Source organism: Flavobacterium sp. J27, from assembly GCF_004303025.1.
Taxonomy (GTDB): Bacteria; Bacteroidota; Bacteroidia; order Flavobacteriales; family Flavobacteriaceae; genus Flavobacterium.
In genome coordinates, this window is sequence record NZ_PJQW01000004.1 from 89,431 (window position 1) to 103,188 (window position 13,758).

The window sequence follows — 13,758 nt, forward strand, 5'->3', positions numbered from 1 at the left end:
ATTTTTTTAATCAAAAAAATGACTTTTTAAAATACATCATTTATACATCACGGGTTACTTTACATGATGTATTTTGAATTTTAATTAATTAATTTAACTATTTGTTTTTTAATTGTTTATGTTTTTTTTATGTCTTTTTGATGTAGTATTGTAGTGTTTAAAACACTAGTTATTACAACGTTGTAGCTGTACATTTGGTAAATCAACCTTAACAAAAAATTAATATTTAAAAATGAGAAAAATTTATTTTTTATTAATCTCAATAATTTTTTCAATGATTTCTTATGCACAAGAAATTAAAGGAACTATTGTTGATGAGTTTGGAAATGCTTTACCAGGTGTAAACATTCAAACTTTAAAATCGAATAAATTTGCAATTTCAGATTTTGATGGAGGCTTTACAATCCAAGGAAATATTGGTGAAGAGATTAAATTTTCTATGATAGGTATGGAAGATTTAATAGTAGTGGCTTCTCAAAATATGAATGTCACTCTGTTGCAAAGTGTAACCGAATTAGAAACCGTGGTTATGATAGGTTATGGAACTGCTAAAAAAAGAGACCTTACAGGTTCTATTGTGAGTATCAAAGGAGAGGAAGTTGCAGATAAACCGAATAATAATGTCTTAAATTCATTACAAGGAAAGGTAGCCGGACTTACTGTTGTTAATTCTGGGCAGCCTGGAGTTGAACCAGATGTACGTATTCGTGGAACCATTAGCTTGTATCAATCTAAACCGCTTTATGTTATTGATGGTATCTTTTCAGAAACAATGGATTATGTTAATGCAAATGATATCAAATCTATTGAAGTTTTAAAAGATCCTTCTTCTTTATCTGTTTTTGGTGCTCGTGGTGCTAATGGAGTTATTGTAGTAACTACTAAAAGAGCAAAAAATGGAGAAACACAAATTTCTTACAACTCTTCTATTGGTTTTAAAAATATTACTGGTAAACCAGATATGACTAATGCTCAGGAATTTAAGTATTTATATGATATGCAAAGAGCAAATCAAGGCGCCCCTCCTTATCCATACTACAATTTATACAATGCAGATACAGATTGGGTAGATGAAATAGCAAATGAGAATGCTTTATTTTATAATCATAATCTTTCTTTTTCGAATGCTTCTGAAGCCAACTCATTTTACGCGGGATTTGGTTATTCTAACGAAGAAGGACTAATTAAAAATGAATTATATAAAAAATTTACGGCTAATATAAACGATGAACTAAAAGTAACTGATTATTTGAAAATGGGTATTAGTGCTAATTTTCTAGATACTCGTTTACCTAGATTAGGTGGATTTAATACGGCTTTAAATACCACACCATTGGCGACTCCTTATAACTATGATTTAGGAGTTTATAACCAACTTCCAACAGACATGGGAGCAGCTCAATTAGGAAATGCATTATTGGAAGTGGAAGGTAAAAATGGCACACAATTAAATAGAGACACACGTATCGTAGGTAATGTGTTTGCTGAATTAACCTTTCTTAAGAACTTTAAATTTAGAGGTGCTTACATGGCAAGTTTAGATTTCTTTAAAGGAAGAGGCTATTTACCAGTTTTTGATGTCTATGCTGCAGAAACTGATAATTTGACCTCATATTCTGGTAATGTCTTAACTCAAGTAAATCAATTTAATAATTATAAGCAAAATCTACAGCAAGACTATACTTTAACTTACGAAAAAGAATTTGGGAAACACGATGTAACTCTTCTTGTAGGAAATACAAGATACGAAGAATATTATTCTGCTATGAGTGGTACGGTTTCACAATATGCCCCTAGTTACAACGAAGATGGAATTGATACAAATCAAATTCCAAACGATCCAAGATGGTGGTATTTAAATGTTTTTCCTTATGGAGATCCTGAAACAAGATTTTCGAATTCAGATCAATGGGAAAGAGCTACAATGTCATATTTAGGACGTGTATTGTATAATTATGATGGGAAATATATGTTAAATGCTTCTTTCAGAAATGATGAATCTTCTGAAGTTAGAAAATCGCAAAACTTTTGGGCCGTAGGAGCTGCTTGGGAGATTTCAAAAGAAAGTTTCTTTGAAAACAAATATGTAAATTATTTGAAAGTTAAAGGATCTATGGGGGAACAAGGAAACCAATTTACTTCCTTACATTACCCAACATATCCTTTGTATGTACCTGGTCAAAGTGCTGTTTTTGGAGAAGACTTAGTTCCAGCATACATATTGGCTTTTAGAACAAATCCTGATTTAAAATGGGAAACCGTTTTATCAAAAGAAATTGGTATTGAAGTTGGTGCATTTGAGAATAAATTAACTTTTGAAGCGAATTATTATGATAAAACTACCAAAGGATTATTGGCATTTATTGATGGAACTGATAAATTTTATGGAAATGTGGGAGAAGTAAATAATCATGGTTTCGAATTCATTGCTTCATGGAAAAATACTGTTAGAGACGGATTTGATTACACAATTTCAGCAAATTTAACAACCATAAAAAATAAAGTGGTAAGTCTGTATGAAGATGGTTTTGATTACTATTCAGATCCAACTAGAACTTATGCAGGTCAACCTATCAGTTATTTTTATGGTTATGAAGTGGAAGGAGTTTACCAAAATGATGCTGATGTTCTTTTATCTCCAACTAGTAATGTAGGTGGTACTTATGGACCTGGTGATTTTAAATATAGAGATGTAAATGGAGATGGAGTTATAACACCAGATGATAGAACAAATATAGGTAATCCAACACCAGACTTTACCTATGGGTTTTCAGCTAGTGTAAATTATAATAAATGGAATTTAGGATTAGACTTTCAAGGAGTATATGGTAATGAAGTTTTTAGATCTTGGGGTAACGGCTCATCATTTGCTCAATTCAACTACAGAACAGATAGATTAGGAGCATGGACAGGTCCTGGAACTTCTAATTGGGAACCAAGAGTAAATGATGGTTCGGGTTATAACAGATTAAACTCATCATATATGGTCGAAGATGGAAGTTATTTAAGATTACGTAATATCCAATTAGGATATAGCTTTAGTTCAAATTTTTTAAGTAAGATGAGTATCAAGACATTAAAAATGTTTATCAATGCACAAAACTTAGTTACTTGGAAAAATAACTCTGGGTTTTCACCAGAATTTGGAGGTGGACCTACAAGGTTTGGAGTTGATAGTGGATCATATCCAGTACCAGCTATTACTACGCTAGGCATAAATGTTACATTCTAAAAAAATTGTTATGAAAAAAATAAATAGTATTAAATTATTTGTAATCACATCTATAGTAGCACTTGGAGTAGTTTCCTGTGATGATGAATTTTTAGATAAAAAACCACTTGGAGTGGCAGCTGAAGGAGATTTGGGGGCTGGTGGTTTTGAAGAAGCTGCTTTTGGTTTATATGGTAAATTAAGGACAGAAGGTGGAATTTCTGATTTTTCAAAAGTATGGTTTCAAAGTATACGCTCTGACGATGCAGCCAAAGGTAGTACTGCCTCAGATGCTTCAAATTTAGGAAGTATATTTGACTCTTATAACTATGACGCTGCAGAAGGCGGTATAACAAGAGCCAATTGGCAAGGACATTATAGATTAATATATGCTTGTAATGATTTAGTAACTGCTATTGAAGAGTCAGGTTTAACGGATGAAGGAACAATGATTAATAAATCTGAAGCTTTGGCCATAAGAGCCTTTGCTTATTTTGAATTAAGAAGAGATTTTGGAGAAATTCCAATTGTTTTAAATAAAATACTAATACCAGAAGATGAAATTGCACCTAAATCATCTGTGGCAGAAGTAGATGCGCAAATAATAGAAGATTTAACCTTCGCAAAAGATTATTTACCAATGACTTGGGCTAGTTATCCTGGAAGAGCAACCAAGGGATTCGTACAAACATTATTGGGTAAATTATATCTTTATCAACAAAATTGGTCAGCAGCTGCAACAGAATTATCAGAAGTAATGTCTTATGGCTACAGTTTGTATCCTGAATTTGCAACTCTTTTCTTGCAAGAAGGTGATAATTCACCAGAATCAATTTTTGAAATACAGTTTTTACGTTTAGCCGGAGTTAATTACTCTAATAACTATTGGGAATCTCAAGGAGTACGTGGCTCAGGTTCATGGGACTTAGGTTGGGGGTTTAATGTACCAACGCAAGCTATGATAGATGCTTTCGAAACTGGAGATCCTAGAAGAGAAGCTTCTATCTTATTTGAAGGACAATCAGATGGTATTAGTACTCCAGCTTTGGTAGTTCCTACAGGATTAGCTCAACCCTATTGGAATAAAAAAGCCTATACTTTAAAAAGTGAAAGAGTAGAATATTCGCAAAATAAAAACCATTGGGCAAATATAAAAGTATTACGTTATGCTGATGTTTTATTAATGTATGCAGAAGCTTTAAATGAACAAGGACAATCTTCTGCAGCGGTAGATTACATTAATCAAGTAAGGGCTAGGGCTAGAAATGGAAATAACTCTATTTTGCCTGATATCGTAACAACTGACCAAGTTTCTGTTAGAGCAGCAATTAAACAAGAGAGAAGAGTTGAATTTGCTTTGGAAGGAGAACGTTTTTATGATTTAGTACGTTGGGGAGATGCTATCTCGGTATTAGGACCATTAGGTTATCAATCTAGAAATGCATGGTATCCTATTCCTCAATATGCCATAGATCAATCGGGAGGAGTTTTGGTTCAAAATCCAAATTATTAATAAGAAATTATTGTTAAAAATTAATTTGTAATCGTATGAAAAAAATATTCCAAAATAGTAGTAAAATAAGCTTTTTGCTAATGAGTATTCTTTTATTAATAGGTTGTCAAGATATGGATGAACCAATTTTAGGAGATTACCCACAAAATGTTGCTAACATTCCTGATGGAGATTTAAGATTTTTTGTTCCTTTTGATAAAAATGCTGAAACTATCAGATATAAATTTGCTGACGATTTATCTGGTTATCCTTGTTTTACACCAGATAACTCAATCACTCAAACAGAAGGTGTTTCAAGTGCCGCATATCAAGGTGGTTCAGCGGAAGCGTATTTAAGATATTTAAATGCCAATGATTTTGCTGAAAAAGCGGCGAGCTTCACTGTAGCTTATTGGTCAAAGAATGATGATTCAGATGTTACAGAGTTTGCTTTTAGTTTAACAAGTGATAATTGGGCTAAAGCAAGTATGTTTGCTCTTTTTGAAGGTACTGCAACCACACCTACAATTAAATTTTTTGTGGATGAGCAACCAGGGGATCATTGGTTTGAATGGGTGAATGACGCTACTTTAGACATGCTTTATGATTCTAATTGGCACCATATAGCTTTTGTATATGATGAAAACACTTCTGGAATGACTTTATATATTGATGGTGATGCTAAATCTACAAAAATATGGAATAATCATGGACCAGTTGTATTTAATACTTCAAAAATAAACGGTTTTAGAATTGGAGGTTCAGGTAATCCTTCTGAAGGTTGGATGAAATCATGGTCTGGAAGTCTAGATCAATTTAGATTATACGCTGTCGCTTTATCTGCTTCTCAAATACAAGAACTTTATTCTACTAATCAATAAAAATATAACAACCCAGATTATTTTTTAATAATCTGGTTGTTTTTAAAATCATGAAATTATTACCTCTTATATTTATTTTTACTTTATTTACTTCGGCAAGTTGTACCGATAATTCGTCTTCTACTACGCAAACGGAAAATCAATCCTATACCGATGAAGAATTAATGACTCAAGTGCAGCAAGATGCATTCAAATATTTTTGGGATTGGGCAAACCCTAATTCAAAATTAGCTCGTGAACGTTATTTGGTTGAGAATCCAAATTTTGAAGCTAATATTGTTACTACTGGTGGTTCAGGTTTTGGTTTAATGACAATTTTAGTAGGTGTAGAGAGAGGTTTTGTTTCTCGTACAGAAGCTGTTTCTAGACTAACTACTGCATTACATTTTCTTGAAACTGCAGATAGATTTCACGGTGCTTGGCCCCATTGGTTAAATGGAACTACTGGTGAAGTAATTCCTTTTGGAACTGTAGATAATGGAGGTGATTTAGTGGAAACTGCTTTTTTATGTCAAGGTTTACTTGCGGTAAGAGAGTATTTTAAGAATGGAAACACAACAGAACAAGCTTTAGCTCAAAAGGCAGATGATTTATGGAAAGGTGTAGAATGGAATTGGTATACCAAAGGAGAAAATGCTTTATATTGGCATTGGTCTCCAAATTATGAATGGCAACTGAATCATAAAATTCAAGGGTATGATGAGTGTTTAATTACTTACATTATGGCTGTTGCTTCTCCTACACACGCCATTACTCCTGAAGTTTATGAACAAGGATGGGCTAGAAGTGGTGACATAGTTACTGCTGGCTCAAAATATAATATTCCTTTGGTTTTTAATCATAACGGAGCTACAGGTAATGTCGGGCCAATGTTTTGGGCACATTATTCTTATTTAGGTTTGGATCCAAGAGGGCTAACAGATCAATATGCTAATTATTGGGATTTAACTAAAAATCATACTGATATTATGTATACCTATTGTGTAAATAATCCTATTGGATGGACTGGTTACAGTGAAAAATGTTGGGGTTTAACGGCAAGTTATACCAGAAACTCAGATGGATCCACAGGATATTCTGCTCACCAACCAAATAATGACAAAGGTGTTATCTCACCAACCGCTGCTCTGTCTTCATTTCCATATAAACCAGATGCTGCTATGCGTTTTCTTCGTTTTCTGTATGAAGAAAAGAAAAATCAATATGTTGGTTTTGCAGGACCATATGATGCTTTTTCTCCTAAATTTAATTGGGTAACCCAAAGATACTTAGCTATCGATCAAGGAACAATTGCTCCTATGATTGAAAATCATAGAACAGGACTTTTATGGAATTTATTCATGCAAGCTCCAGAAATACAAAGCGGATTACAAACTTTAGGATTTTCATCCACACAACACGGTTTCTAATGAAAAAAATAATTTTTTTATTATGTTTTGTTTTTTGTCAACTTATTTTGGCTCAAACTACGCATAAAACCTTTAAAACAAGTATACAAGTTAAATATCAATATCAGTACGCTTTGCATAAACCAGAAGGAGAAACCAAAAAACCGTTACTCATTTTTTTACACGGATCTGGTGAAAAAGGAACGGATATAGAACTAGTAAAGGTACATGGACCATTTAAGTATCTTAAAACTCATGATATAGACGCTTACGTTTTAGCACCGCAGTGTCCAAAAGACGTATACTGGGAATCAGAATCTTTATATCAACTAATACAAGATGTTATTAAACAAAATAAAAATATTGATAGCAATAGAATCTATTTAACAGGATTAAGTATGGGAGCTTGGGGAGCATGGAATTTAGCTTTTGCTCACCCAGAAATGTTTGCTGCTTTAGTGCCTATAGCAGGTTTTGTAGATCGTGTACCAATGCTTGAAAATTGTAAAATAAAAAATATTCCAACACGCATTTTTCATGGCTTAGTAGACGATGTCGTAGACGTTCGCTATTCTATAGATATTTATAAAAAATTGAAAAATTGTAGTACCGATATCGAATTAACCATTTTTGATGACGCCAACCATGATAGTTGGACAAGAGTATACGACAATGAAGCCATTTATGAATGGATGTTTCAACAAAAAATGCCCAATTAATACCATAAAAAAAGAATAAAAAAATGAAGTTAACATACTTTATACCTATTATAACTTTAAATTTGTTTTTGAGTTGTTCTCAGAAACAAGAAGTAAATACTACAAAAAACAAAGATACTAGAGAACAATTTATAGCAGAATTGCTAGCAAAAATGACTCTAGAAGAAAAAATAGGACAATTAAATTTACCAAGTGCAGGAGATTTTACTACTGGTCAAGCAACCAATTCAGATATTGGAAAAAAAATTGAAGAAGGTTTAGTAGGTGGTTTGTTTAATATCAAATCAGTTGCAAAAATAAGAGATGTTCAACGTGTTGCAGTTGAAAAAAGTCGTTTAAAAATTCCATTACTTTTTGGAATGGATGTGATTCATGGCTACGAAACTACTTTTCCTATTCCATTAGGAAGTTCTTGTACATGGAACATGGAGCTAACTCAAAAAATGGCTCAAACAGCAGCAAAAGAAGCAAGCGCTGACGGTATTTGTTGGACTTTTTCTCCAATGGTCGATTTATCTAGAGACCCTAGATGGGGTAGAGTAGCAGAAGGTGGTGGAGAAGATCCTTATTTAGGTAGTGAAATTGCTAAAGCTATGGTAAAAGGTTATCAAGGTGATGATTTAGCAAGTCCTTATACTATTTTGTCTTGTGTAAAGCATTTTGCTTTATATGGAGCTCCAGAAGCAGGAAGAGATTATAATACTGTGGATATGAGTCGTACTAGTATGTATAATTATTATTTTAAACCGTATCAAGCTGCTGTAGAAGTAGGTGTTGGTTCTGTAATGGCCTCTTTTAACGAAATTGATGGTGTTCCTGCAACGGGTAATAAATGGTTAATGACAGAGGTTTTACGTAATCAATGGAATTTCGATGGTTTTGTAGTTACTGATTATACAGGTGTAAACGAAATGACAGATCATGGTATGGGTGATTTAGCTACAGTTTCGGCTTTAGCTATTAATGCAGGTACAGATATGGATATGGTGGGAGAAGGTTTTTTAAAGACACTTAAAAAATCAGTTGAAGATGGAAAAGTTAGTATGGCTCAATTAGATGCGGCGGTAAAACGTATTCTAAAAGCAAAATATGATTTAGGATTATTTGAAAACCCGTATAAATATTGTGATGAAAATAGAGCCAAAACAGAGATTTTCACCCAAGAGCATAGAGCGTTTGCACAACAAGTAGCTACCGAATCATTTGTTTTGTTAAAAAATGAGAACCAAGTTTTACCTTTACAAGCGAATCAAAAAGTGGCTTTAGTGGGGCCTTTGGCTGATGCTAAAGAAAATATGCCAGGAACATGGAGTGTAGCAACTAAATTTGAAAATGCAATTGCTTTAAAAACTACACTTTCAGAAAAATTAGGAGCTAATTTACTATATGCAAAAGGTTGTAATCTAGATTATGATTTAGAATTCGAAAAAAGAGTGGGGGTTTTTGGAAAAGCAATTCAGCGTGATGACCGTTCAGATCAAGAATTACATCAAGAAGCATTAGCTATAGCTAAAAAAGCAGATGTTATTTTATTTGCTATTGGAGAAGCTGCTGAAATGAGCGGTGAATGCAGTAGTCGTTCCGATATTACTATACCACAAGCGCAAAAAGATTTATTAAAGGAATTAAAAAAATTAAATAAGCCTATTGTTCTCGTATTATTTACAGGAAGACCTTTAGCTATTACTGAAGAATCGGATGTAGCAACTGCTATTTTGAACGTTTGGTTTCCAGGTACTGAGGCTGGTCCTGCTATAACAGAAGTTTTATATGGAGAGGTTAATCCTTCTGGAAAGTTATCTATGACTTTTCCTAGAAATTTAGGTCAAGTACCTATTTATTATAATCATAAAAATACGGGAAGACCTTTAAGCCCTGAAAAAACTGAAAAAGGAGAATTTGAAAAATTTAAATCAAATTATTTAGATGTAGCCAATACGCCTTTATATCCGTTTGGTTATGGGCTAAGTTATACCAGTTTTGACTATTCTTCAATAACTATTTCAAATACTAAATTAACTAAAGAAAAAAGCATTGAAGCTACTGTAAATGTTAGTAATACAGGTAATTATGATGGTAAAGAAGTAGTGCAATTATATATTAGAGATTTAGTAGGATCTACTACTAGACCAGTAAAAGAATTAAAAGGTTTCCAAAAAATATTTCTTAAAAAAGGAGAAACTAAGAAAGTAACTTTTACAATTACAGAAGAAGATTTAAAGTTTTATGACTTCGATTTGAATTATGTAGCAGAACCAGGACAATTCGAGGTTTTTATTGGAACCAATTCCGATACCAAAAACAAAATGTTGTTTGAGTTAGTTAATTAACTGTTTTTATTTTTCTAATACCCTCAAACACATATTTTGAGGGTATTTTTTTTAAATTTATATCATGATAAACAAATTTTTAAGTACGGTACTTTTCTTTGTATTCGTAACAAATGGTTATTCACAACAAAAAACGTATTGTAACCCTATAAATGTAGATTACGGTTACACACCCATACCTAATTTTTACAAACAAGGAAAGCACAGAGCTACTGCAGACCCAGTAATTGTAAGTTTTAAAGGCAACTATTTTTTATTTTCAACCAATCAATGGGGCTATTGGTGGAGTAACGATATGTTACAATGGAATTTTATAGAAAAAAAATTTTTAAAACCTGAAAATGAGTTTCCTTCTTTGAAAGATAACGGCTTTGCTCCAGATCATAAATTAGATGAAAAGCATAAGGTATATGACGAACTTTGCGCTCCTGCAGTTTTTGTAATGAAAGATGAAATGTATGTTATTGGTTCCACTCATGGACCTAATTTTGCTTTGTGGAAGAGTAAAAACCCTATGGCGAATGAATGGGAAATTGCAGTAGAAGATTTTAAAGTCGGTGCTTGGGATCCTGGTTTTTTATATGATGAAGAGAAGGATAAATTGTATTTATATTGGGGATCAAGTAATGAGTTTCCCCTTTTGGGAACAGAAATTAATACGAAGACATTACAATCGGAAGGATTCGTAAAACCAATGATTTCCTTACATCCAGAAGACCATGGATGGGAACGTTTTGGAGAGTATAACGATAATACTTTTTTACAACCTTTTATGGAAGGTGCTTGGGTAACTAAGTATAAAAACAAATATTATTTGCAGTATGGTGCGCCAGCTACCGAGTTTAGTGGTTATGCCGATGGTGTTTATGTAAGTACTAATCCTTTACAAGGTTTTTCATATCAAAAACATAATCCTTTATCGTATAAACCAGGAGGATTTGCCCGTGGTGCTGGACATGGTGCTACTTATGAAGATAATTTTGGTAATTGGTGGCATGTTTCAACTATTATTTTAGGACAAAAAAATAATTTTGAACGACGTATTGGAATATGGCCTTCTGGTTTTGATAAAGACGATGTCATGTATTGCAATACGGCTTATGGTGATTATCCTACTTTTTTACCAGAATTTGCTCAAGGAAAAGATTTTACCAAAGGATTATTTAGTGGTTGGATGTTATTAAATTACAATAAACCCGTTCAAGTATCTTCTACTTTGGGTGGTTACCAACCTAATTTTGCGGTTGATGAAGACATGAAAACATATTGGAGTGCTAAAACTGGAGATAAAGGAGAATGGTTTCAAACCGATTTAGGGGGAATAGCAACCATAAACGCTATTCAAATTAATTATGCCGATCAAGACGCTACTTTTACTGGAAAAAGTCTAGGAGTATTTCATCAATATAAAATTTATGGTTCTACAGATGGAAAAAAATGGCATGTAATTGTAGATAAAAGCAATAATAAAACCGATGTTCCTCATGATTATGTAGAATTGGTACAACCTACTAAAGCACGTTACCTTAAATTAGAAAATATAAAGATGCCTACTGGAAAATTTGCTTTAAGTGGTTTTCGGGTTTTTGGTAAAGGAAAAGGAGAAACACCAAAAAGAGTGGAAAATTTTATGGTACTACGAGCAGATAAAAATAAATTTGGAGAAAGAAGAAGTTCTTGGATTCGTTGGCAACAAAATAATGAAGCCGATGGTTATGTTATTTATTTTGGTAAAAGTCCTGAGAAACTCTATGGAAGCATTATGGTTTATGGGAAAAACGACTATTTCTTTACAGGAATGGACAGAACAGATACCTATTATTTCCAAATTGAAGCCTTCAATGCAAATGGAATAAGTGAAAGAACTGAAATTATAAAAGTAGAATAAATGAAATTTTTTGTAACGCTTTTTGTAACTCTAGTAAGCCACTGTATCATGGCGCAAACTGAAATGAATGTAATGAGTTATAATATTCGTTTGGGTTCTGCCCAAGATGGAGAAAATAATTGGGAAATGAGAAAAGAAAAACTAGTGGCTCTATTAGATTATTATGAAGCCGATTTTATCGGTTTACAGGAAGTTCAAAAATTTCAACTCGATTATATTGTTGCACACTTACCAGCGTATAAGGTAATCGGTTTGCCAAGAGAAGAAGGAGAATGGGCAGAATATTCTTGTATTTTATATAAGGAAACACGTTTTACCCTTGAAGAACAACAAACGCTTTGGTTATCTGAAACACCAGAAAAAATGTCGAAAGGCTGGGATGCAGCTTGCCATCGTATTGTAACTTATGGAAGGTTTAAAGACAAAAAGGACAAGAAACAATATTGGATAGCCAATACGCATTTTGATCATCAAGGTTTAGAAGCTAGGGAAAAATCAGCTGAAATGATAGTTACTCTTACCAATGAGTTACATCAACAAAAAGCAATTCCTTTTATTTTAACGGGAGATTTTAATGCTCCTAAAGAAGAAAAAACGATTGCTATTTTAAAAGAAAATTTGTGGGATACTTATGAAAAAACAGTAAAAAAACCATACGGACCTAAAGGAACGTGGAATGCTTTTCATTTTCAAGAAGAAATTAAAAATAGAATTGATTATGTTTTTTGTACGAAAGAAAGTAAGTTACAAGTAAAAAAAATAGCCATAATTGATGATTTTTATGATTTTAAATACCCAAGTGATCATTTGCCAGTGTTAGTAGCATTTGAAAGTAAAAAATAAATAGGATAATGAAAAAGAATTAAAGTGATAAAAAAAGTCAGTGTATCAATTTACACTGACTTTTTTGTTAAACTGTTAGTTACAGTTCAATATAATTTTTGAATGCTAATATATTTTCAATTAAAATTGCTCTCTTCCAGCAAAATGGAAAGCACCTTCAATAGCTGCATTTTCATCAGAATCTGAACCGTGAACTGCATTTTCACCAATTGAAGTAGCATATTTTTTACGAATAGTTCCTTCAGCTGCATCCGCTGGATTTGTAGCTCCAATTAATGTTCTGAAATCTTCTACTGCATTTTCTTTTTCTAAAATAGCCGCTACGATAGGACCTCTTGTCATGAATTCAACTAATTCACCAAAAAATGGTCTTTCACTATGTACTGCATAAAATTGTTGAGCATCAGCAACAGTTAATTGCGTTAATTTCATTGCTACAATTCTGAAACCACCTTCAGTAATCATGTTTAAAATACCACCAATATGTCCGTTTTCAACAGCATCTGGTTTAATCATTGTAAAAGTTCTATTCGTTGCCATAACGTTTCTTCTGTTTTTTTAAATTTGGTGCAAAAGTAGTCTTTTTGTTTGTAGTTTAAAAACTATTCGATAGGATTTTTGAATTCTTCTTTTAGTTGATTTGGCATGTGAGTAAATTCAATTGCATTTAAATCATTTTTTAAACTCAAAAGAATTTCAATCATAAATTGATCTAAATCATCAGGGATTTGCATTTTGCTGTCTTGGAATTGTTTTATAAGAAGCAATAAATACTCAGAAATAGTCTTTTCACCATCTGCATCTAAAAACATTTCTTGGAACCAAAAGTCCATTGTCGTTGTTTTAATAGAACCCTTTTCGTTTTTATGAACCAAAGCGATTTCTTCTTTTGTAATCCACATCCATTGTTTTGTTCGAACAAAATAAAAGTCTTTTTCAGAAAATGTATTTATAAATTCGAATTCAGGAATTACGTGCTTATTTTTATTTTTAAAGAATGAAAACA

General features: G+C 32.6%; 10 protein-coding genes. 8 read left to right on the top strand and 2 right to left on the bottom strand.

The window, feature by feature from the left end; genetic code table 11:
• Positions 1-232 precede the first annotated feature (232 nt).
• The 8 genes from CX675_RS06815 (at position 233) to CX675_RS06850 (ending at position 12,752) form a co-directional block, all read left to right on the top strand.
• Positions 233-3,232 (top strand): TonB-dependent receptor, encoded by a 3,000-nt coding sequence (locus tag CX675_RS06815; RefSeq protein WP_130734476.1) that lies wholly within the window; start codon positions 233-235, stop codon positions 3,230-3,232.
• 10 nt (positions 3,233-3,242) lie between these two features.
• Entirely contained in the window at positions 3,243-4,724 is a 1,482-nt protein-coding gene (locus tag CX675_RS06820; protein ID WP_130734477.1) for a RagB/SusD family nutrient uptake outer membrane protein, read from the top strand.
• A 35-nt stretch (positions 4,725-4,759) separates the two neighbouring features.
• Positions 4,760-5,584, top strand: coding sequence for a LamG domain-containing protein (locus CX675_RS06825; protein WP_130734478.1), 825 nt, complete (start codon positions 4,760-4,762; stop codon positions 5,582-5,584).
• Positions 5,585-5,634: 50 nt separating this feature from the next.
• On the top strand, positions 5,635-6,993 hold the full coding sequence (locus CX675_RS06830) for a glucoamylase family protein (protein ID WP_130734479.1): 1,359 nt from the start codon (positions 5,635-5,637) through the stop codon (positions 6,991-6,993).
• A complete protein-coding gene (locus tag CX675_RS06835) occupies positions 6,993-7,691 on the top strand; it encodes a dienelactone hydrolase family protein (RefSeq protein ID WP_130734480.1) in 699 nt (232 codons plus the stop codon). The genes CX675_RS06830 and CX675_RS06835 overlap by 1 nt, the downstream gene beginning before the upstream one ends.
• A 23-nt stretch (positions 7,692-7,714) precedes the next feature.
• Positions 7,715-10,021, top strand: coding sequence for a beta-glucosidase BglX (bglX, locus tag CX675_RS06840; RefSeq protein ID WP_130734481.1), 2,307 nt, complete (start codon positions 7,715-7,717; stop codon positions 10,019-10,021).
• A gap of 64 nt (positions 10,022-10,085) precedes the next feature.
• The gene (locus CX675_RS06845) at positions 10,086-11,909 is read left to right on the top strand and encodes a discoidin domain-containing protein (RefSeq protein ID WP_130734482.1); all 1,824 of its coding nucleotides are present in this window, start codon (positions 10,086-10,088) and stop codon (positions 11,907-11,909) included.
• Positions 11,910-12,752 (top strand): endonuclease/exonuclease/phosphatase family protein, encoded by an 843-nt coding sequence (locus CX675_RS06850; RefSeq protein ID WP_130734483.1) that lies wholly within the window; start codon positions 11,910-11,912, stop codon positions 12,750-12,752. It abuts the gene before it with no gap.
• Between the two features lie 120 nt (positions 12,753-12,872).
• Here CX675_RS06850 and CX675_RS06855 read toward each other — a convergent pair whose 3' ends face one another.
• Both CX675_RS06855 and CX675_RS06860 read right to left on the bottom strand, forming a co-directional pair.
• Positions 12,873-13,292: a nucleoside-diphosphate kinase gene (locus CX675_RS06855; protein ID WP_130734484.1), complete on the bottom strand. Its 420-nt coding sequence runs from the start codon at positions 13,290-13,292 to the stop codon at positions 12,873-12,875.
• A 62-nt stretch (positions 13,293-13,354) separates the two neighbouring features.
• Positions 13,355-13,654: a hypothetical protein gene (locus CX675_RS06860; protein WP_130734485.1), complete on the bottom strand. Its 300-nt coding sequence runs from the start codon at positions 13,652-13,654 to the stop codon at positions 13,355-13,357.
• Positions 13,655-13,758 lie beyond the last annotated feature (104 nt).

Bases quoted from the DNA above. Each gene is read 5' to 3' on its own strand.
- CX675_RS06815 (WP_130734476.1), top strand. From the start codon at position 233: ATGAGAAAAATTTATTTTTTATTAATCTCAATAATTTTTTCAATGATT.
- CX675_RS06835 (WP_130734480.1), top strand. From the start codon at position 6,993: ATGAAAAAAATAATTTTTTTATTATGTTTTGTTTTTTGTCAACTTATT.
- CX675_RS06820 (WP_130734477.1), top strand. From the start codon at position 3,243: ATGAAAAAAATAAATAGTATTAAATTATTTGTAATCACATCTATAGTA.
- CX675_RS06860 (WP_130734485.1), bottom strand. From the start codon at position 13,654: ATGTGGATTACAAAAGAAGAAATCGCTTTGGTTCATAAAAACGAAAAG.
- CX675_RS06830 (WP_130734479.1), top strand. From the start codon at position 5,635: ATGAAATTATTACCTCTTATATTTATTTTTACTTTATTTACTTCGGCA.
- CX675_RS06855 (WP_130734484.1), bottom strand. From the start codon at position 13,292: ATGGCAACGAATAGAACTTTTACAATGATTAAACCAGATGCTGTTGAA.
- CX675_RS06845 (WP_130734482.1), top strand. From the start codon at position 10,086: ATGATAAACAAATTTTTAAGTACGGTACTTTTCTTTGTATTCGTAACA.
- CX675_RS06850 (WP_130734483.1), top strand. From the start codon at position 11,910: ATGAAATTTTTTGTAACGCTTTTTGTAACTCTAGTAAGCCACTGTATC.
- bglX (WP_130734481.1), top strand. From the start codon at position 7,715: ATGAAGTTAACATACTTTATACCTATTATAACTTTAAATTTGTTTTTG.
- CX675_RS06825 (WP_130734478.1), top strand. From the start codon at position 4,760: ATGAAAAAAATATTCCAAAATAGTAGTAAAATAAGCTTTTTGCTAATG.